The sequence below is a fragment of the Streptantibioticus silvisoli genome (assembly GCF_027947535.2).
In the GTDB taxonomy this organism is placed as follows: Bacteria; Actinomycetota; Actinomycetes; order Streptomycetales; family Streptomycetaceae; genus Streptantibioticus_C; species Streptantibioticus_C silvisoli.
Map to the genome: position 1 here is coordinate 1 of NZ_JAAGKO020000044.1, position 19,335 is coordinate 19,335.

Annotated in this window: 16 protein-coding genes; 4 read left to right on the top strand and 12 right to left on the bottom strand. The window is 75.4% G+C overall.

All coding sequences use genetic code 11. The features are described from left to right. Window positions 1-391: 391 nt before the first annotated feature. From cobT to POF43_RS25305, 3 genes are all read right to left on the bottom strand, one after another. Complete coding sequence (gene cobT, locus POF43_RS25295) at window positions 392-4,813, bottom strand: nicotinate-nucleotide--dimethylbenzimidazole phosphoribosyltransferase (RefSeq protein ID WP_282704770.1); 4,422 nt, start codon at window positions 4,811-4,813, stop codon at window positions 392-394. Window positions 4,814-5,211: 398 nt separating this feature from the next. Beyond that, a complete protein-coding gene (gene cbiE / locus POF43_RS25300; RefSeq protein WP_271317742.1) occupies window positions 5,212-6,462 on the bottom strand; it encodes a precorrin-6y C5,15-methyltransferase (decarboxylating) subunit CbiE in 1,251 nt (416 codons plus the stop codon). Between the two features lie 274 nt (window positions 6,463-6,736). Further along, entirely contained in the window at window positions 6,737-7,375 is a 639-nt protein-coding gene (locus POF43_RS25305; RefSeq protein ID WP_271324702.1) for a GNAT family N-acetyltransferase, read from the bottom strand. 193 nt (window positions 7,376-7,568) lie between these two features. Here POF43_RS25305 and POF43_RS25310 point away from each other — a divergent pair, with 193 nt between their 5' ends. From POF43_RS25310 to POF43_RS25320, 3 genes are all read left to right on the top strand, one after another. Further along, on the top strand, window positions 7,569-8,339 hold the full coding sequence (locus POF43_RS25310) for a class I SAM-dependent methyltransferase (RefSeq protein ID WP_271324703.1): 771 nt from the start codon (window positions 7,569-7,571) through the stop codon (window positions 8,337-8,339). A 289-nt stretch (window positions 8,340-8,628) separates the two neighbouring features. Next, window positions 8,629-8,997, top strand: coding sequence for a hypothetical protein (locus POF43_RS25315; protein WP_271316053.1), 369 nt, complete (start codon window positions 8,629-8,631; stop codon window positions 8,995-8,997). After that, a complete protein-coding gene (locus tag POF43_RS25320) occupies window positions 8,990-9,550 on the top strand; it encodes a hypothetical protein (protein ID WP_308217764.1) in 561 nt (186 codons plus the stop codon). Before POF43_RS25315 ends, POF43_RS25320 begins: the two co-directional genes overlap by 8 nt. 219 nt (window positions 9,551-9,769) lie before the next feature. Here the strand turns inward: POF43_RS25320 and POF43_RS25325 are convergent, their stop codons facing one another. Both POF43_RS25325 and POF43_RS25330 read right to left on the bottom strand, forming a co-directional pair. After that, entirely contained in the window at window positions 9,770-10,291 is a 522-nt protein-coding gene (locus tag POF43_RS25325) for a GNAT family N-acetyltransferase (RefSeq protein ID WP_271318743.1), read from the bottom strand. A gap of 235 nt (window positions 10,292-10,526) precedes the next feature. Then, on the bottom strand, window positions 10,527-11,090 hold the full coding sequence (locus tag POF43_RS25330; protein ID WP_372516119.1) for a sigma-70 RNA polymerase sigma factor region 4 domain-containing protein: 564 nt from the start codon (window positions 11,088-11,090) through the stop codon (window positions 10,527-10,529). Window positions 11,091-11,334: 244 nt separating this feature from the next. Between POF43_RS25330 and POF43_RS25335 the strand changes: the two genes are divergently transcribed. Beyond that, complete coding sequence (locus POF43_RS25335; protein WP_271317823.1) at window positions 11,335-12,027, top strand: lysophospholipid acyltransferase family protein; 693 nt, start codon at window positions 11,335-11,337, stop codon at window positions 12,025-12,027. 90 nt (window positions 12,028-12,117) lie between these two features. Here POF43_RS25335 and argH read toward each other — a convergent pair whose 3' ends face one another. The 7 genes from argH to POF43_RS25370 form a co-directional block, all read right to left on the bottom strand. After that, a complete protein-coding gene (gene argH, locus POF43_RS25340) occupies window positions 12,118-13,536 on the bottom strand; it encodes an argininosuccinate lyase (RefSeq protein WP_271325327.1) in 1,419 nt (472 codons plus the stop codon). Next, window positions 13,533-14,729, bottom strand: coding sequence for an argininosuccinate synthase (locus tag POF43_RS25345; RefSeq protein WP_271317825.1), 1,197 nt, complete (start codon window positions 14,727-14,729; stop codon window positions 13,533-13,535). The genes argH and POF43_RS25345 overlap by 4 nt, the downstream gene beginning before the upstream one ends. Before the next feature lie 260 nt (window positions 14,730-14,989). Beyond that, entirely contained in the window at window positions 14,990-15,523 is a 534-nt protein-coding gene (locus POF43_RS25350; RefSeq protein WP_271317704.1) for an arginine repressor, read from the bottom strand. Between the two features lie 4 nt (window positions 15,524-15,527). Continuing rightward, window positions 15,528-16,721 (bottom strand): acetylornithine transaminase, encoded by a 1,194-nt coding sequence (locus tag POF43_RS25355; RefSeq protein WP_271317705.1) that lies wholly within the window; start codon window positions 16,719-16,721, stop codon window positions 15,528-15,530. Then, window positions 16,718-17,662, bottom strand: coding sequence for an acetylglutamate kinase (gene argB / locus POF43_RS25360; RefSeq protein ID WP_271325278.1), 945 nt, complete (start codon window positions 17,660-17,662; stop codon window positions 16,718-16,720). The genes POF43_RS25355 and argB overlap by 4 nt, the downstream gene beginning before the upstream one ends. A gap of 152 nt (window positions 17,663-17,814) precedes the next feature. Beyond that, window positions 17,815-18,969 (bottom strand): bifunctional glutamate N-acetyltransferase/amino-acid acetyltransferase ArgJ, encoded by a 1,155-nt coding sequence (gene argJ / locus POF43_RS25365; RefSeq protein ID WP_271317707.1) that lies wholly within the window; start codon window positions 18,967-18,969, stop codon window positions 17,815-17,817. After that, complete coding sequence (locus tag POF43_RS25370) at window positions 18,966-19,304, bottom strand: hypothetical protein (protein WP_282704771.1); 339 nt, start codon at window positions 19,302-19,304, stop codon at window positions 18,966-18,968. Before POF43_RS25370 ends, argJ begins: the two co-directional genes overlap by 4 nt. Between the last annotated feature and the right edge of the window lie 31 nt (window positions 19,305-19,335).

Sequence of the window (19,335 nt, forward strand, 5' to 3'; positions counted from 1 at the left end):
GGACGGGGGTGGGCGGGGTGGCGGCGCGGGGTGGTGGTCGGCGGACGGCGGCGTGGTGGGCGGTGAGACGGCGGCCTGGTGGTCGGCGGACGGAGGCGTGGTGGTCGGCGGGACGCGGGTGCGGCGGAGGAACGGAGTGGTGGACGGCGGCGTGGTGGACAGCGGGCGGCGGAGCGGCGAACGGCCGTGTGGCGGGGGGAGAGTCCGGCGGCGCCCGATCCGTACCGGCGGTCGAACAGCGGGCCCCGGAGCCCGGTGCCCGGCGGCGGGCAGACCCGCCGACGTCAGCAGCGCGGCGGGCGCTCACCGCAGCCCCGCCGGAACCGCACTCACCCCCGGAAAAGGGCCCGGACCCCGGCGGGACCGGGCAACCGTCCCGCCGGGGGCGCCGTCAGCCCTTCTCCGTGACGCCCGCCGCGTCGAACGTGGCGACCTCGTGCATGACGCGGGCCGCGCTCTGCACGAGCGGGAGGGCGAGCAGCGCGCCGGTGCCCTCGCCGAGCCGCAGGTCGAGGTCGACCAGCGGGCGCAGGCCGAGCTTGGTGAGCGCGGCGACGTGGCCCGGCTCCGCGCTGCGGTGGCCGGCGATGCAGGCGGCCAGCGCCTCGGGAGCGATGGCCCGGGCGACCAGCGCGGCGGCGCCGGCGCTGACCCCGTCGAGGATGACCGGGGTGCGCAGCGAGGCACCGCCCAGCAGCAGGCCGGCGATGGCGGCGTGCTCCAGGCCGCCGACCGCCGCGAGAACGCCGATCGGGTCGGTCGGGTCGGGGTTGTGCAGTTCCAGCGCGCGGCGCACCACGTCGACCTTGCGGGCCAGCATCTCGTCGTTGATGCCGGTGCCGCGACCGGTGACCTCGGCCGGGTCGGCACCGGTGTAGACGGCGATCAGCGCGGCGGAGGCGGTGGTGTTGCCGATGCCCATCTCACCGGTGAGCAGCACCTTGTTGCCGGCAGCCACCAGGTCGCGGGCGGTCTCGATGCCGACCTCTATGGCCCGCAGCACGTCCTGCCGGGTCATGGCGGGACCGACGGTGAAGTCGTCGGTGCCGGGCCGGATCTTGCGGGGCAGCAGGCCCGGGGTGCTGGGCAGTTCGCCGGCCACGCCGACGTCGACCACGCACACCTCGGCGCCGACCTGGTTGGCGAAGGCGTTGCAGACCGCGCCGCCGCCGAGGAAGTTGGCCACCATCTGGCCGGTGACCTCCTGCGGCCAGGCGGTGACGCCCTGGGCGTGCACGCCGTGGTCGCCGGCGAAGATGGCCACCACGGCCGGCTCCGGGATCGGCGGCGGGCACTGCCGGGACAGGCCGGACAGCTGCGCGGAGATGATCTCCAGCATGCCGAGCGCGCCGGACGGCTTGGTCATCCGCTTCTGCCGTTCCCACGCCTCGCCGAGCGCCTTGGCGTCCAGCGGGCGGATGCCGCGCAGCGTCTCGTCGAGCAGGCCGTGCGGCTCCTCGCCGGGCAGCGCCCGGTTGCCGTACGCCTCGTCGTGCACCACCCAGGACAGCGGGCGGCGCTTGGACCAGCCGGCCTGCACCAGCTCGGGGTCCTCGGGGAACTCGTCGACGTACCCGACGCACAGGTACGCCACGACCTCCAGGTGCTCGGGCAGGCCGAGTTCGCGGACCATCTCGCGCTCGTCGAAGAAGCTGACCCAGCCGACCCCGAGGCCCTCGGCCCGGGCGGCGAGCCAGAGGTTCTCCACCGCGAGGGCGGAGCTGTAGGGCGCCATCTGCGGCTGGGTGTGCCGCCCGAGGGTGTGCCGGCCACCGCGCGTCGGGTCCGCGGTCACCACGATGTTGACCGGGGTGTCGAGGATCGCCTCGATCTTCAGCTCGCGGAACTGCTTGGCCCGCGCCTTCGGCAGCGCGCTCGCGTATGCCTCGCGCTGCCGCTCGGCCAGTTCGTGCATCTTCTCGCGGGTCTTCTCCGACCGGATGACGACGAAGTCCCACGGCTGGGAGTGCCCGACGCTCGGCGCGGTGTGCGCGGCCTCCAGCACCCGCAGCAGCACCTCGTGCGGGATCGGGTCGGGCCGGAACCCGTTGCGGATGTCCCGCCGCTCCCGGATCACCTTGTGCACGGCGTCCCGCACGGCCGCGTCGTACCCGGGGCTCGGGGGCCCCTGCGGCGCCGCCACCGGCTCGGCCACCTCGGTTTCGGCCTCCGCCTCCACCGGGGCGGCAACGGGCTCGGCCGCGGTCTCCACGGTTTCGGCGACCGCCGCTTGCGGCCCGGTGTCCGCGCCGGTCCCGGACGGATCGTCCGCCGCGATCTCGGCCGCCGGCTCACCGTCCGTTGCGGGGGCCTCCGTTGCGGGAGCGTCCGTTGCGGGGGCCTCCGTTACGAGGTCCTCCGCCGCGGGGGACTCCGCCGCCTGAGACGGTTCCGTCGCCTCGGCAACGGAACCGGCCTCCGCGACCGGCTCCGGGTTGGTGACCGGGGCTGCGTCCTGCGGGTCCTGCGGCGCGGCGGCCGGGACCTCGTCCGGCAGTGCCTCGGCGACCGGCTCCGGCGCTTCGGCCTCCGCGACCGGCTCGGCGCCGGCTTCCGTCCCGGGGGCGGGCGCGGCGTCGGCCTCGGGCGCGGCATCCTCGGGGACGGGCGCGGCGTCGGGCTCCGGCGCGGCACCGTCGACGGCGACCGGCTCCGGCATCGGCTCGGCGTCCGGGACCGCAGCTTCTGGGACCGCGGCTTCCGGTGCGGGCGCCTCCGCCGGGACCTCCGCCGGGACCTCCGCCGGGACCTCCGCCGGGACCTCGGCGGGGATCTCCGCGACGGGCTCCGGCGCGGGCTCGGCAACGGGCTCCGCCACGGCCTCCGCCACGGCCTCCGGCTCGGCGACCTCCTGCGGCTCCGCTTCCGGCAAGGGCGCGGGCGCCAGCTGGACAACGTCAACAGGCGCCCAGTCGACGGGAGTTGCCTCACCCGGCGCAGGCACCTCCGCGGGCGCCACGACCGGCACCCCGGCCACGTCCTCCGGCGCGGGGACGGCCTCCGGTGCGGGCACGGCCTCCGGCGCGGAAGCCACCTCCGGGAGCGGCGCGGCCTCCGGGAGCGGCGCCGCCTCCGCCACGGGCAGCGCCTCCGGCTCGGCGACGGGCCCGGCGTCGGCGGGAGTCGCCACCTCCGGCGCGGGTTCCTCCTCGGCGGGAACGGTCCCGACCGGTGCCGGATCAACGGCGACGGCCTCCGCCGGAACCGCTTCCCCGGCGGCAGGCTCGACAGCCGCCGGATCGACGACGGCCGGCCCGGCCGGTGCCGGGTCAACGGCGGCAGCCTCCACGGCCGGCTCCTCGGCGTCAGCGGGCTGGGCCTCGGCCACCTCGGCGGCGGATGCCTCGGCGTTCAGCACCTCGGCGGCGGGCGCCTCGGCGATCGGCGCCTCGGCGGCCGGCACCTGGACGTCGGCGACCTGGGCGCCGGCATCCGCGACATCGGCCACCGGGACGTCGGCCTCCGCGACGGCGGCGACCTCAGCCGCTGCCTCGGGCACGGCCTCCGGCTGCTCGGGCGCCGCGACGGCTTCCTGCTCGACGGCCGGCGTGGCGGCTTCCGCCTCGGCCGGCGCCGCGGCGGGGTCGGCGGCGGGCGCCGGTTCCGCCACGAGGGCCTCGGGCGCCTCAGGGACTGCGGACGCCTCGGGGATCTCGGACGCTTCAGCGGCCTCCGGCGCCGCGAGGGCCTCCGGCGCCTCGGGGGCCGGCTGGGACTGCGGGAGTTCGGCCGCCGGGTCTGCGGCGGCCTCGGGGGCGGGCGACGGCTCGGCGACGGCCTGGAGGGGGTCGCGGTCGAGGTCGGCGAGGCCGCCGGGCTCGTCGGCGGGCACCGGCTGCGGGTTCTCCGGCACGGCCGCGGCGTCGTCGGGCGTACCCCAGCCGGCGCCCGGCAGCGGGGCGTCGGTGGTCTGCTGGCCCGGGATGACGACGGGCTCGGCGAACGGCGGCGCGGGCGGGGCGGGCGCCGGCGTCGGGCCGCGGTCCGCCAGCGAACGCACCGAGACGCCGGAGGTCGACTCCCGCGGGGTGCCGGGCGCCTGCGGGGGTCCGAGGTTCAGCGGGCGGCGCGGCGGCGGCGCCTGGTCGGCCGGTGCGGCCGGCTCCGGCACCCACGCGGCACCGGGCTCGGCGACGGCCGCCGCGTCCTGCGCCGGCGCCTCGGGCACCGGCGGCGGGCCGGCGGCCGGGTCGGGCATCGGGACGGCGGGGGGCGCGGCTTGGGCCGGCACCAGCGGTTCGAGGCCGACGTGTTCCATCGCCGGCTCCGCAGGCGGTGCGAACGGCTCGGGCGCCTGCGGGGCCTGCGGGAACGCGTCCGGCACGGCGGCGTAGGTCTGCGCGGGGTACCCCTCGGCCGGGTAGGCGTCCGCCGGACAGCCCTCGACGGGGTAACCCTCCGCCGGGTAGCCCTCCGCCGGGGCCGCCGGGATGCCGTCGGCGACGGGGGCCGGGTACTCGACGGGCTGCGGGGGCATCAGGTGCTCCGGGGACGGGGGTTGGGGCGCCGCGTGCTGCGGGGCCGAGGGCGGCGGTACGAACTGCGGGTCGGCCCAGCCGCCTTGCGGGCCGGGCATCAGCAGCTCCTCGTCCTCGTACTCGCCGGGCGGGGCGGCGGCGTCCGCGGGCTCCGGCTGGTCGAGGAAGGTGAACGCCGGGGTGGCGGGGGCCAGGAAGGCGTCGGTGCTCCAGTGGTGGCCGTGCGCCGCCGCGGCTACCGCTTCGCCGGGCTGTCCGGCGTGCGGCGGCCGCACCGCTTCCGTTCCAGCGCTCTCCGGCAGTCCCTCGCCGGGGACCGGGCCGGTGTCAGTCATGCGTGCCCCTCGCCCATCCGTATAGCTCCTTCCAGCCCCGTGACGCGCCGGTGGCCGCGACCCGGGTCCCGCCGGAACGGCACCTGGACCACCCCGAGCGGTACGAGCACGCGCGGCAGGCGGCACGACCGGCTCCGGGACGTCCCATTGTCCCGGCCGGCCGCGCGGCGCGACCACCCGAACCCGTCCCTCGACGGGGGTGAACCACACCACGTCCCGGACCGGCGCTGTGCCCGCGGCCAGCGAAAACACGTCACTGACGGGCAGAAGACGCACGATCACCGGAACACGGCACAACGGTCCGCCAGCCTACCCCGCGATCACCCGATCGTGTTGCGAGTCGGGCGGCGGTGGCAGCCTGCGGCCTCGAACAACCGTGGCCGGCAACGGGGTTGGCGTCAGTTACGCCGCGCGTTCGCCGGATCGCCGGGCGTGCCGCCGCCGGGGACGGCCGGGGTGCCGGTCAGCACGAAGACGGTGGCCCGCTCGATCTCGGCCCAGTCGCCGTCCAGTTCGACCGCCTGGACCAGGGAGCGTTCCACCGTGTAACCGCCCTCGGCGAGGGCGCGTGCGACGGCCTCCGCCTCGTCGCGGGTGCCGGCGGTGACCACCAGGCGTTCCGGCCGGCGGGCCGCGCAGGCGGCGACGACCTCGGCGCCGCCGGCCGCGATCCGTACGACGTCGGGCTCGGGCAGGTCCTCCAGCACGCCGGGCGCGGTGCCGTGCACGACCTGTGCCTGGACGCCGTAGCGGCGGACGTTGGCGGTGGTCAGGGCGCAGGCGTCGACGTCGTGGTCGACGGCGATGACCGCGGCGCCGAGCCGGGCGGCCTCGACGGTGAACTCCCCGCCGCCGGCGCCGATGTCCCACACCAGGTCGCCGGTGCGCGGTCCCAGGCGGGCGAGTTGCAGGGCCCGCGACTGCGCGGAGCGGCCGGGGGCGCCGGGGCCGCGTCCGTAGTCCTCGGCCGGCAGGGCCCAGCCGCGCAACGGGCCGTCGGCCGCCGGGTCCTGGCCGGCCAGCCAGCCGCCGGCGCCGGTCGCGGAGGTCGCGCCGATGACGATGACCACATTGGGATCACGCCAGATGTGGTCGGCGACCTTGTCCGAGGTCAGGACGGTGACGCGTTCACGTTCGGTGCCCAGGGCCTCGCAGATGACGAACGTGCGGTGCACCCCGCCGAGCAGCAGCGCGAGTTCGGCCGGCCCGGCGCCCGGGGCGGTGAGCACCGCGACCTTGGGGCAGGCGCGTATGACGTTGACGGCGCGGCGCAGGGTGCGGCCGTGCGCGACGACGACCCGGGCGTCGTCCCAGGGCATGCCGGCCCGGGCGAAGGCGGTCGCGATCGAGGAGACGGCCGGGACCACCTCGATCTCCAGGCCGTGTTCGGGGGCGCGCAGGGCGCGGACCACGCCGAAGAACCCGGGGTCGCCGTCGGCCAGTACGACCGCGGTGCCGCGGTGCGCGGCGATCCGGCGGGCGGCGAGTTCGACGCTGCCGAGCAGGACGCGTTCGGCGCCTTCCGGGACCTCGCACAGCGTGAGATGGTGCCGGGCGCCGGCCACCAGCGTGGCGGCGCCGAGCGCGGAACGTGCCGCTTCCGTGAGCGGGGTGCCGTCCCAGCCGATCACCGTGACCCGGTCCGCCATCCTCGTCCTTCGCGTCGTGTGCCGGCCGTGGGGCCGGCGGTGGGGTGGCCGCCCGGTGGGCCGGCGGCGCCGGTGCGTGAGCGGCGCGGGCCGTGGGCTGAACACACACTATCCCGCGCAGATTTTCAGACCGCCGCCAGCCGAGTCCGGACGTCCGGGGTCACCACTGACCGTCTCGACGCCGAACGCCTGGGCACCGGGCGTCCGGCGGGCGCCGCGAGCCCGGCAGGCGCCGGCGGCTCCGCTCACCGCCGGCGGTCCGCTCGCGGCACGGTCAGTGCCACTCCGGGTAGGCCGCCTCGGTGCGGCCGTCGGCGGTGGAGCCGGCCGGGGTCTCCAGGTCCTCCGGCAGCAGGCTCCAGACGATGAGGTCGGTCCGCACCGGGGACCAGCCGCTGTCCTCCTCGCGGTGCCGGACCACGCCGGCGTTCCGCAGGACGCCCTCGCTGATGCAGCCGATCTTCTGCGCCACCTGCTGCGCCGCGGAGTTGCCGGCCGCGGTGCGCAGCTCCAGGCGTTCGAACTTCTGGTCGTGGAAGAGCCAGTGGGCGACGGCGAGCACCGCCTCGCAGGCGTAGCCCTCGCCGCGGGCCCAGTGCGCGGTCAGGTAGCGGACCTCCGCGCCGAGCGTGTCCCAGTCGGTGCGGTGCAACTGCACGGTGCCGACCAGCCGCTGGGTGAGGAACTCGGTGACGGCGAAGACGATCCCGGCGCCCGAGTCGCGCTGCCGCGGCGCACTGGAGGTCACCCACGCGCGGGCGTCGGCCTCGGTGTACGGGTGCGGGGCGGGCAGCCAGGCGACGGCGGACTCGTCGTTCATCATCTCCACCAGCGCCGGGAGGTCGTCCTCGTCGTACGGGCGCAGGCTGAGGCGTTCGGTACTGACCGAGACGTCCGGGAAGATGGAAGTCATGCGCCGCTCCTCGCCGAGTGGCCGTGCCCGTCCGCCTCCGGCGTCGCCGCCCGCCGGGTGAAAGGGCCAGCCCGTGTGAAAAACACAGCATGCAGCATCGGACGGACGGCGCGCAGGATCGGGCCGGGCGCGGACCGCGGCGGACGCCGCCCGTTCCCCCCGTCGTCACCCGGTCCTGCTAGCGTCTGCCCGCGTGACGGTCCACCACGCAGCAGGAGTCGGCTACCAGCGTTCGGCGGGCGGATACGAGCGGTCCCGGCCGTCGTACCCGATGGCCGCGCTGAAGGAGCTGGCGGACGCGCTGCCGCTCCAGGGCGGGCGCACCGTGGTCGATCTGGGCGCCGGAACGGGCAAGTTCACCCGCCTGCTGGCGCTGACCGGCGCCGAGGTGATCGCGGTGGAGCCGGTGCGGGAGATGCGCGAGCGGCTGGCGGAGCTGCTGCCGGGGGTGGCGGTGACCGACGGGACCGCGGAGGACACCGGGCTGGCCGACGGCAGTGCCGACGCGGTGGTGGCCGCGCAGTCGTGGCACTGGTTCGACGCGGCCGGCGCGCTGGCCGAGGTGGAACGGCTGCTGCGGCCGGGCGGCGCGCTGGCGCTGGTGTGGAGCACCTACGACACGTCGGTGCCGTGGGTGCGCGAGTTCCAGGACATCTACTTCCGCCGCACCCCGCGCGACCTGCCCAGTCCGCTGGACGGCGGCTGGCGGGCGGCGTTCACCGGCCGGCCCGGCTGGTCGGCCCTGGAGGAGCGGCACTGGGCCAATCCGCACCCGACCACCGTCGACGACGTGGTCGAGCGGATGATGTCGTCCAGCCACATCGTGGTGCTCGGCGCCGCGGAGCAGGAACGGGTCCGGGCCGAGATGCTCGACCTGCTGCGCCGCCAGGGCGCCACCCACGGCGAACAGCGGCTGGAGATGCCGTACACCACCGACGTGTACTGGCTGCGCCGCACCCGCTGACCGGGGCCGGCGCCGGCCCCGGACCGCCCACCCCGGATTCCCGTCCGGCGCCCGCCACGGATTCCCTCTCCCGCACCCACCGCCGGTCCCCTTGCGGCGCCCACCCCGAACCGTCCTCCGGCGCCCGGGCCCGCGCCGCACGCCCCGGCCCGCGCGCACCCCCCGGCCCGGGCCGCACGCCGGGGGCACCGCGCGGGCGGGGCCGCGGCGCGTACTAGAGTCACCGCATGCCCGTTTCACCCTGCCCGGCGGCCGGTCGCCACCGTCGGCCCAGCCCGCGGAGGAGCCGGTGATCGGCGGTCTGACCGTGGCCGTGTCGGTGGCCGCGCTGCTGCTGGCCGCCTGGTGCGGTTACGCCACCGCCCGCGACCAGTCGACCAAGGACTGGCACTTCATCGGCATGGCCGTGGTGACCGTGCTGGCGCTGGCGCAGCTGGTGGTCGGCGTGGTCGAGCTGACCGGCGGGAAGGCCGCCGACGGCGGTGACGTGATCTTCGTGGCCTACCTGGCCGGCGCGGCCCTGGCGGTACCGGCGGCCGGCTTCATGTCGCTGCTGGAACGCACCCGGTGGGGGTCGGCGATCGTGACGGCGGGCGGTCTGGTGCTGGCGGTCCTGGAGATCCGCCTGTTCGACATCTGGGGAGGCGGCCATGGCTGAGACCGGAACGCGCGAGGACGGCCGGACGCCCGGCGACGGCGACCTGCTGCGGCCCGCACCGGACGGCGCGGTGGCCGGTCATCCGGCGGACGCTTCTCCCCAGGACCGCTCCCCGCAGGACGGCTCCCCGGCCGGGGACGGCGAGCGGCGGCGGCCCGGGATCGGCGAGGGGCCGGGGCGGCTGATCGTCTCGCTGTACGGGCTGTTCACCGTCGCGGCCGGTTCGCGGTCGATCTACCAGCTCATCGCCCAGTACGACCGGGCACCGCTGGCGTACCTGCTGTCGGCGGTCGCCGCGGTGGTGTACGCGTTCATCCTGGTGACCCTGGTGCGCGGCGGGGAGTCGGCGCGGCGGATCGGCATCGCCTGCTGCGCGCTGGAGCTGGCGGGCGTGCTGGTGGTCGGCACCCTGACGATCGTGACGCCGTCGCTGTTCCACGACCAGACGGTGTGGTCGTACTACGGGGCCGACTACCTGTTCATCCCCCTGGTGCTGCCGATCACCGGCATCCTGTGGCTGCGCCGGGCCGGCGCCGCGACGACCGCCGCCTGACCGCACGCCGCACGAGCCACCGCCGCACGAGCCACCGCCACGGCCGCACGCCGCACGCCGCACGGACGACCGTCGCACCGGCCACGCATCGCACCGGCCAGCGCCGCACGCCCGAGCCGCCCCACGCACCGCACCCCACGCGGCCCGGCGCGCAGGCCGCACCGCCCCCGGTATGGGACCGGCCGCCCCGGGCCGGAGCCCGGGGCGGCCGGCAGGGAGTCAGGCGGTCGCGGCCAGCGGCGGGATCTGCGCGGTCGGCAGCGGGACGACGGACTTTTCCAGGGTGACCTGGCTCAGGGTGCGGCTGACCTGCTCGGCACCGGTGCGCTCGTAGCCGAGGCGGCGGTACAGCCGCAGGTTGCCCTCGCTGCGGTGGCCGGTGAACAGCCGGAAGCGCTTGGCCTCCCGTTCGGCCGCGAGCCGGGCCTCGATGGCGCCGAGCAGCCGGCCGCCGAGGCCGTGGCGCTGCATGCGGGGGTGGACGATGAGTTTGCCTATCCGGGCGGTGCCGTCGGGGTCGACGGTGCCGCGTACCGAGCCGACGACCTCGGTGCCGAGCCGGGCCACCAGGACGCAGCCGTCGCCGAGTTCGGTCCGCAGGGCGGCGAGGGTCTGGGTGAGCGGTTCGATGCCGTAGTCGCCGTACAGCTCCGCCTCCCGCTGGTAGCAGAGGTACTGGAGTTTGAGGATGTTCTCGGCGTCCTCGTCGGTCGCCGAAGAGATGGTCACGCTCATGCCCATGTGCGCCGGCCTCCCCTGGAGTGGTCCCGGCCGCGAGTGGGTGAGGGTGCGCGTCCGGGAGGTTGCCCTGTCGCGGAGCGCGGCGTGGGCACCCCGCTCTCCGTGGCGCCGATGATGGCACAGGCGTTCCCACCCGCCGTTCCCGGTCGCCGTTGCCGGGTTCCGGCCCTGCGGGGTGTGTTCGCCCGGAGTGCCACCGGCCGCCACCCGCTGTTTTCCCCGTCGCCGCCGGGGCTCAACCCTCTGATCGCAGCAGGGTCCGCAGACAGCCCAGGCAGCGCGAGCGCAGCGGGCCCAGGCTGCCCTGTGAGATTCCCAACTCCCGGGAGATTTCGCGGTATGTGGGATCGGAACCGGACATCAGCGCCGAAAGCAGCTCAGGGCAGCGTCCGGGCAGCCGGCGCACCGCGTCGCGCAGCGCCCGGCCGCGTTCGGCGTCGAGGGCGGCGGCCTCGGCCGAGGCGACGGCGGGTACCGCGCCCGGGCCGTAGGGCACCTCGCGCCGGGCGCGGCGGCGGGCGGTGCGCGCCTCGGCCCGGACCGCGGCGCGCCGCCAGCCGGCGGCGGCCGCGGGCGGTGGACCGGGTCCCTCCATCAGCCGCAGCCAGACGGCTTGTTCGAGGTCGGCGGCCTCCGTTCCGCCCGCGGCGCGGGCCTCCGCGGCGGCCTCGGCGGCGAGCAGCGGGGCCAGCAGCGGCATGAGCAGCAGCCGGGCGGGGCGGTCGGGGCCCGGCGGGAGGGACGCCGGGCCGGGTGGCGGGGCGGGGGCCGAAGGAGCGGTCGCGAGGGTCGGTGTCATATCGGGTGAACGGCCGGGCGGGGGCGTCGTGATCCCGGTGTCGCCGACGTTCACCCGCACGAGCGACCGGGGCAGGCAGCACCGGACGCGTTTGTCAACTCTGTGTTCCGGCTGGGTGAACCTTGCGTGGAACTCGCCGATAACCGCGAGTATCGTCCCCACGGAAGCCGCGCAGGCCGCTTCCCCCGTGAGGAACGGCTCAGGGCCGCTTCCCCGGGCCGGCCGATCACCGACGGAGGATCCGTTGTCCCGCATGTTGCTCAAGGTGCTGCTGCTGATCGTCATGCGGGTGCTGTTCCGCCCGCGCGTCGAGGGCGCCGAGAACATCCCGGGGACCGGCCCGGTCATCCTGGCCGGCAACCACGTCACGTTCCTCGACTCGCTGTTCCTGTCGCTGGTGGTCAAGCGGCAGGTGTACTTCATCGGCAAGGACGAGTACGTCACCGGGCGGGGCCTGAAGGGCCGTCTGATGGCCTGGTTCTTCACCACCGCGGGCATGATCCCGGTGGACCGGGACGGCGGCCACGGCGGCGTCGCGGCGCTGATGACCGGCAAGCGGGTGCTGGAGGAGGGCAAGGTCTTCGGCATCTACCCGGAGGGCACCCGCTCCCCCGACGGCCGGCTGTACCGCGGCCGTACCGGCATCGCCCGGCTGGCGCTGATGACCGGCGCGCCGGTGGTGCCGTTCGCGATGGTGGGCACCGACCGGATCCAGCCGACCGGCAGCGGCGTGCCGCGCATCAGCCGGTTCACCGTGCGGTTCGGCTCGGCGCTGGAGTTCACCCGTTACGAGGGCATGGACCGCGACCGGTACGTGTTGCGGGCGGTGACGGACGAGGTCATGTCCGACGTGATGCGGCTTTCGGGCCAGGAGTACGTGGACGTCTACGCGACGAAGGCCAAGGCGCTCGCCGCCGACCACGCCAAGGCGGCCTGAGCCGACCCCGGCCCGCCGCAGCGCGGGCCGCACGCACGAACGGGCGGACCGGGATCACCCGGTCCGCCCGTCGGCGTTTCACACGGCGGTTCAGCGCCGGGCGTCGGCCCACTCGCGCTGGACGGCCAGGTCGGCCTTGACCTCGGCGAGCTGGACGGCGACCGCGGCGGGCGCGGTGCCGCCGCGGCCGTCGCGGGCAGCCAGGGCGCCGGGCACGTTGAGCACGGTGCGCACCTCGGGGGTCAGGTGCGGGGAGATCGCGGCGAACTGCTCGTCGGTCAGGCCGTCGAGCTCGATGCCGGCCGCCTCGCAGACCTTGACGCACTCGCCGGCCACCTCGTGGGCGACGCGGAACGGCACGCCCTGCTTGACCAGCCACTCGGCGATGTCGGTGGCCAGCGAGAAGCCGGCCGGGGCCAGTTCCGCCATCCGGTCGCGGTGCACCGTGAGGGTGGCCATCATGCCGGTGAACGCCGGCAGCAGCACCTCCAGCTGGTCGCAGGAGTCGAAGACCGGCTCCTTGTCCTCCTGCAGGTCGCGGTTGTACGCCAGCGGCAGCGCCTTCAAGGTGGCCATCAGGCCGGTGAGGTTGCCGATCAGCCGGCCGGACTTGCCGCGGGCCAGCTCGGCGATGTCGGGGTTCTTCTTCTGCGGCATGATCGACGAGCCGGTGGAGAAGGCGTCGTGCAGGGTGACGAAGGAGAACTCCTTGGTGTTCCAGATGATGACCTCCTCCGCGATCCGCGACAGGTCGACGCCGGTCATCGCGGTGATGAACGCGAACTCCGCGACGAAGTCCCGGGAGGCGGTGCCGTCGATGGAGTTGGCGACCGAGCCGCGTTCGAAGCCGAGGTCGGCGGCGACCGCCCGCGGGTCCAGGCCCAGCGAGGAGCCGGCCAGCGCGCCGGAGCCGTAGGGGGACACGGCGGTGCGCTCGTCCCACTGCCGCAGGCGTTCCGCGTCCCGCGACAGCGCCTGGACGTGGGCGAGCACGTGGTGGGCGAAGAGCACCGGCTGGGCGTGCTGGAGGTGGGTGCGGCCGGGCATGGCCACGTCCGGGTGGGTCTCGGCGAGGCCGACCAGCGCGTCCTGGAGGTCGGCGATCAGGCCGCCGATGATCCGGGCGTGGTCGCGCAGGTACATCCGGAACAGCGTGGCGACCTGGTCGTTGCGCGACCGGCCGGCCCGCAGCTTGCCGCCGAGGTCGGGGCCGAGGCGTTCCAGCAGGCCGCGCTCCAGCGCGGTGTGCACGTCCTCGTCGGCGATGGTGCCGGTGAACGACCCGTCGGCGACGGCCTGTTCGAGGTCGTCGAGGCCGGCGAGCATCCGGTGCAGCTCGTCGCCGGTGAGCAGGCCGGCGGTGGCCAGGGCCCGGGCGTGGGCGCGTGAGCCGGCGATGTCGTAGGGGGCCAGCCGCCAGTCGAAGTGGACCGAGGCGCTGAGTTTGGCCAGGGCCTCGGCCGGTCCGTCGGCGAACCGGCCGCCCCACAGCCGTACGTCCTGCGTCACTGGGCGAGGTCCCGCTTCGAGGCGATCTTGCTGCTCATGCCGAACAGCTCGATGAAGCCCTTGGACATCGACTGGTCGAAGGTGTCGCCGGTGTCGTAGGTGGCGAGGTCGAAGTCGTAGAGCGACTGCTCCGAGCGCCGGCCGGTGGGGACCGCGCGGCCGCCGTGCAGGGTCATCCGGATGTCGCCGCTGACGTGCTGGTTGGCCTCGTCGATGAAGCCGTCCAGCGCCCGCTTCAGCGGGGAGAACCACAGGCCGTCGTAGACCAGCTCGCCCCAGCGCTGCTCGACCTGCCGCTTGTAGCGGGCGAGTTCACGCTCGACGGTGACGGACTCCAGCTCCTGGTGCGCGGTGATCAGCGCGATGGCGCCGGGCGCCTCGTAGACCTCGCGGGACTTGATGCCGACCAGCCGGTCCTCGACCATGTCGAGCCGGCCGATGCCCTGGGCGCCGGCCCGGGCGTTGAGCTGCTGGATGGCCTCCAGCACGGTGACCGGACGGCCGTCGACGGCGACCGGGACGCCCCGCTCGAAGGTGATGACGACCTCGTCGGCCTCCCGGGGGGTGGCCGGGTTGTCGGTGTACTCGTAGACGTCCTCGATCGGCGCGTTCCAGATGTCTTCGAGGAAGCCGGTCTCGACGGCCCGGCCGAAGACGTTCTGGTCGATGGAGTACGGGGACTTCTTGGTGGTGGCGATCGGCAGGCCGGCCTTCTCGGCGAACGCGATGGCCTTGTCGCGGGTCATGGCGTAGTCGCGGACCGGGGCGATGCACTTCAGGCCGGGGGCCAGCGAGGAGATGCCGGCCTCGAAGCGGACCTGGTCGTTGCCCTTGCCGGTGCAGCCGTGGGCGACGATGCCGGCGCCGTGCTTGTGGGCGGCGGCGACCAGGTGCTTGACGATGGTCGGCCGCGACAGCGCGGAGACCAGCGGGTAGCGGTCCATGTAGAGCGCGTTGGCCTTGATGGCCGGCAGGCAGTACTCGTCGGCGAACTCGTCCTTGGCGTCGGCGACCTCGGCCTCGACCGCGCCGCAGGCCAGGGCCCGCTTGCGGATGATGTCCATGTCCTCGCCACCCTGGCCGACGTCCACCGCGACCGCGATGACCTCGGCGCCGGTCTCCTCGGCGATCCAGCCGATGCAGACGGAGGTGTCCAGACCGCCGGAATAGGCGAGTACGACGCGCTCTGTCACGGCTTTCTCCTTAACTGTGCGTGGGTGCGAGGTACCGGCGTCACCCGGCGTCAGGCATAAGTATGCATGAGTCCGTATGGAAATCAAAACTCGTCGCGCTACGGGTTCGCGCGCCTACCCGGCGCCGGGGGTGCGAACCCACCCGGTGCGCCGACGGCGACGGCCCACGCCGGTGAGGACGTGGGCCGGGGGCCGGGCGGCGCCGGGGCGGCGGGGCCGGGCGGGGTGGGACACCGGCGGGGTCGGGCGCGGCGGGGCGGTCAGACCCCGTGGTCGCGTTCGGCCAGCCGCAGCAGGTGGGCGGCGACCGCCTGGCCGCCGGCGGGGTCGCGGCTGATGAGCATCAGCGTGTCGTCGCCGGCGATGGTGCCGAGGATGTCGTGCACCTCGGCGGCGTCGATCGCCGAGGCGAGGAACTGCGCGGCGCCGGGCGGGGTGCGCAGCACCACCAGGTTGGCGGACGCCTCGGCGGAGATGAGCAGTTCGGCGGCCAGCCGGGCCATCCGCTCCTCCTTGACCGACTCCCCCAGCGGCGCCATCGGGGTGCGGAAGCCGCCCTCGGAGGGCACCGCGTAGATCAGCTCGCCGCCGGCGTTGCGGATCTTGACCGCCCCCAGCTCGTCCAGGTCCCGCGACAAGGTGGCCTGGGTGACGGTCAGGCCGTCGTCGGCGAGCATCCGCGCCAGCTGGCTCTGCGAGCGCACCGGCTGCCGGTTGAGGATGTCCACGATCCGGCGGTGCCGTGCGGTACGGGTCTGCGGGACGGCCTGGCCCGCGCTGGGGGCATCGGTCATGTCGTCATTCTCCGGGTCGTCGGGACCGCCGGACCGTCTCCAGGACGCCCGGCAGTTCGCGGAGGAACGTCTCCACCTCGTGGTCGCCGAGCACCAGCGGCGGCGCGAGCCGGACCGTTCCCGGTACGGCGGCGTTCACCAGGAGCCCGGCGTCCTGAGCGGCCTGCTGCACCTGGGGGGCCAGCGGCTCGGTGAGCACGATACCGATCAGCAGTCCGGCCCCGCGTACCCGCTCGACCAACGGGTCCGCGAGGGCCTCGATCCCGGACCGCAGCCGCTCCCCGGTGCGCTTGACCCGGTCCAGCAGCCCGTCCGCCTCGATGGTGTCCAGCACGGCGAGCGCCGCCGCGCACACCACCGGGTTTCCGCCGAACGTCGTGCCGTGCTGGCCGGGGGTGAGCAGGTCGGCGGCCGGGCCGAAGGCCAGCGTGGCGCCGATCGGCAGTCCGCCGCCCAGGCCCTTGGCCAGCGTGACGACGTCCGGCTCGATCCCGTCGGCCTGGTGGGCGAACCAGTGGCCGGTGCGGCCCACGCCGGTCTGGACCTCGTCGAGCACCAGCAGGGCGCCGGCGGCCCGGGTGATCTCGCGGGCGGCGGCCAGGTAGCCGGGTGGCGGCACCACCACGCCGTTCTCGCCCTGGATCGGTTCGAGGAAGACGGCGGCGGTCCGCCCGGTGACCGCGGCGCGCAGCGCGTCGGCGTCGCCGAACGGCACGTGGGTGACCTCGCCGGGCAGCGGGCGGAACGGCTCCTGCTTGGCGGGCTGGCCGGTGAGCGCCAGCGCGCCCATGGTGCGGCCGTGGAACCCGCCGACGGCGGCGACGTTGTGGGTGCGGCCGGTGCGGCGGCCGATCTTGAACGCGGCCTCGACCGCCTCGGCGCCGGAGTTGACGAACAGCACCCGGCCGGGCCGCCCCGCCAGCGCGACGAGGCGTTCGGCCAGCTCGACCGGCGGTTCGGCGATGAACAGGTTGGAGACGTGGCCGAGCCGGGAGATCTGCCGGGTGACGGCCTCGACGACGGCCGGGTGGGCGTGGCCGAGGGCGTTGACCGCGATGCCGCCGACCAGGTCGAGGTAGGCGTTGCCCTCGGCGTCCCAGACGGTGGCGCCGGCGCCGCGCACCAGGGGCAGCCGCGGCGTGCCGTAGTTGTCCATCAAGGTGCCCTGCCAGCGGCCGGTCAGGCTGGAGTTGGTCATGCGGGCCCTCCGGGGTGGGTGGCGGACGGGTCGTCGGGGACGACCATGGTCCCGATGCCCTCGTCGGTGAAGATCTCCAGCAGGATGGCGTGCTGGACCCGGCCGTCGAGGACCCGGGCGGTGCGCACGCCGCCGCGGACCGCGTACAGGCAGCCCTCCATCTTGGGGACCATGCCGGACGACAGCTCGGGCAGCAGCTTCTCCAGCTCGCTCGCGGTCAGGCCGCTGATGACCTCGTCGCTGTCCGGCCAGTCGGCGTACAGCCCCTCGACGTCGGTGAGCACGATGAGGGTCTCGGCGCCGAGCGCGACGGCCAGGGCGGCGGCGGCGGTGTCGGCGTTGACGTTGTAGACGTGGCCGTCGTCGGCGCTGCGGGCGATGGAGGAGATCACCGGGATGCGGCCGTCGTCCAGCAGCGCGTTGACGGCGCCGGGGTCGATGGTGGTGATCTCGCCGACCCGGCCGAGGTCGACGCTCTCCCCGTCGATGCGGGCGTAGTGCTTGGTGGCGGTCATGGTGTGCGCGTCCTCGCCGGTCAGGCCGACGGCGAACGGGCCGTGCGCGTTGAGCAGTCCGACGATCTCGCGCTGGACCTGCCCGGCCAGCACCATGCGGACCGCGTCCATGGCCTCGGCCGTGGTGACCCGCAGGCCGGCCTTGAACTCGCTGACCAGGCCGAGCCGGTCGAGGTGCGCGGTGATCTGCGGCCCGCCGCCGTGCACGACGACCGGCCGCAGCCCGGCGTGCCGCAGGAAGACCACGTCCTGGGCGAAGGCGGCCTTGAGCTCGTCGTCGACCATGGCGTTGCCGCCGAACTTGATCACGACGGTGCGCCCGTGGTGCCGGGTGAGCCAGGGCAGCGCCTCGATGAGGGTCCGCGCCTTCGGCAGCGCGGTGTGCTTGCGGGTGCCGGCGGCGGCCGCGGCGACCGGTTCGGTCACGGAACCGGCGGTCTCGGGGGCGGGCGCTACGGGGTCGGTCGCGGAAACGGGCGCCGCGGAGGCGGGCGCCGCGGAGGCGGGATGCGCCGCACCGGAGGCCGCGGCATCCGGCGTCGTGGAGGGGGGCGCCGAGGGGTCGGGGGGCGGAAGGCTCATGAGGAGTACGCGCTGTTCTCGTGGACGTAGTCGGCGGTCAGGTCGTTGGCCCAGATGACGGCGCCGGCGTCGCCGGCGGACAGGTCGGCGGTGATGCGGACCTCGCGGTAGCGCATGTCGACCAGGTCGCGGTCCTCGCCCACCGAACCGTTCCTGCACACCCACACGTCGTTGATGGCCACGTTCAGCTCGTCGGGTTCGAAGGCGGCGGAGGTGGTGCCGATGGCGGACAGCACCCGGCCCCAGTTGGGGTCCTCGCCGTGCACCGCGCACTTGAGCAGGTTGTTGCGGGCGATGGAACGGCCCACCTCGACCGCGTCGTCCTCGGTGGCCGCGTTGACGACCTCGATGCGGATGTCCTTCGAGGCGCCCTCGGCGTCGCCGATCAGCTGCCGGGCCAGGTCGGCGCAGACCTCGCGGACCGCCTCGGTGAACTCCTCGCGCGGCGGGGTGACGCCGGACGCGCCGGAGGCCAGCAGCAGCACGGTGTCGTTGGTCGACATGCAGCCGTCGGAGTCGACACGGTCGAAGGTGGTGCGGGTCGACTCGCGCAACGCCTCGTCCAGCGCGGCGGGTTCGAGGTCGGCGTCGGTGGTGACGACCACCAGCATGGTGGCCAGGCCCGGGGCGAGCATGCCGGCCCCCTTGGCCATCCCGCCGACCGTCCAGCCGGTGCGCTCGGCGACCGCGGTCTTGTGCGTGGTGTCGGTGGTCTTGATCGCGATGGCCGCCTTCTCACCGCCGTGCGGGGACAGTTCGGCAGCCGCCTTCTCCACCCCGGGCAGCAGCAGGTCCATCGGCAGCCGCAGGCCGATCAGCCCGGTGGAGGCGACCGCGATCTCACCGGCGCTGTGGCCGTCGAGCACCTCGGCGGCCTTCTCGGCGGTGGCGTGGGTGTCCTGGAAGCCGAGCGGCCCGGTGCAGGCGTTGGCGCCGCCGGAGTTGAGCACCACCGCGCTGACGGTGCCGCCGGCCAGCACGGCCTTCGACCACAGCACGGGCGCGGCCTGGACGCGGTTGGAGGTGAAGACGCCGGCCGCGGACCGGCGGGGGCCGTGGTTGACGACGAGGGCGAGGTCGGGGGCGCCGCTCTCCTTGAGCCCCGCGGCGACGCCGGCCGCGGTGAACCCCTTGGCCGCTGTGACACTCACTGTGCTTCTCCGTTTCGTGGCGCGGTGCCGGCCGGGTGGCCGGCGGTCGGGGTGCGGTGGGCCGGGCCGCCGGCGGGCCGGGAGGACCCGGGGGCGGTGGTGGCGGTGGCCGTGGCGGTGGGCCGGGAGGACCCGGGGGCGGTGGTGGCGCCGGCGGTGGGCCGGGAGGGCCCGGCAGCGGGCCCGGCGGCGGCCGGGGTGGCGTTCACGAGGGCCCGCCAGGCGGTGCGCCGGGCGCGGGCGGCGAACCGGCGGGCGGCCGCGCGGGGACCGGTGCGGCGGCCGGCGGCCGGCGGGCGCGACCGGCGGGACGACGTCGCACCGGTCGTGCTCACGGTGTGCACGGCCTTCACGGGCTTCACGGCC

What these genes read in the sequence shown, in the direction of transcription:
- POF43_RS25355 (WP_271317705.1), bottom strand. Translation starts at nt 16,721, where the DNA reads ATGACCAACTCCAGCCTGACCGGCCGCTGGCAGGGCACCTTGATGGAC.
- POF43_RS25320 (WP_308217764.1), top strand. Translation starts at nt 8,990, where the DNA reads ATGGCTGAGACCGGAACGCGCGAGGACGGCCGGACGCCCGGCGACGGC.
- cbiE (WP_271317742.1), bottom strand. Translation starts at nt 6,462, where the DNA reads ATGGCGGACCGGGTCACGGTGATCGGCTGGGACGGCACCCCGCTCACG.
- POF43_RS25305 (WP_271324702.1), bottom strand. Translation starts at nt 7,375, where the DNA reads ATGACTTCCATCTTCCCGGACGTCTCGGTCAGTACCGAACGCCTCAGC.
- POF43_RS25325 (WP_271318743.1), bottom strand. Translation starts at nt 10,291, where the DNA reads ATGGGCATGAGCGTGACCATCTCTTCGGCGACCGACGAGGACGCCGAG.
- POF43_RS25330 (WP_372516119.1), bottom strand. Translation starts at nt 11,090, where the DNA reads ATGACACCGACCCTCGCGACCGCTCCTTCGGCCCCCGCCCCGCCACCC.
- POF43_RS25350 (WP_271317704.1), bottom strand. Translation starts at nt 15,523, where the DNA reads ATGACCGATGCCCCCAGCGCGGGCCAGGCCGTCCCGCAGACCCGTACC.
- cobT (WP_282704770.1), bottom strand. Translation starts at nt 4,813, where the DNA reads ATGACTGACACCGGCCCGGTCCCCGGCGAGGGACTGCCGGAGAGCGCT.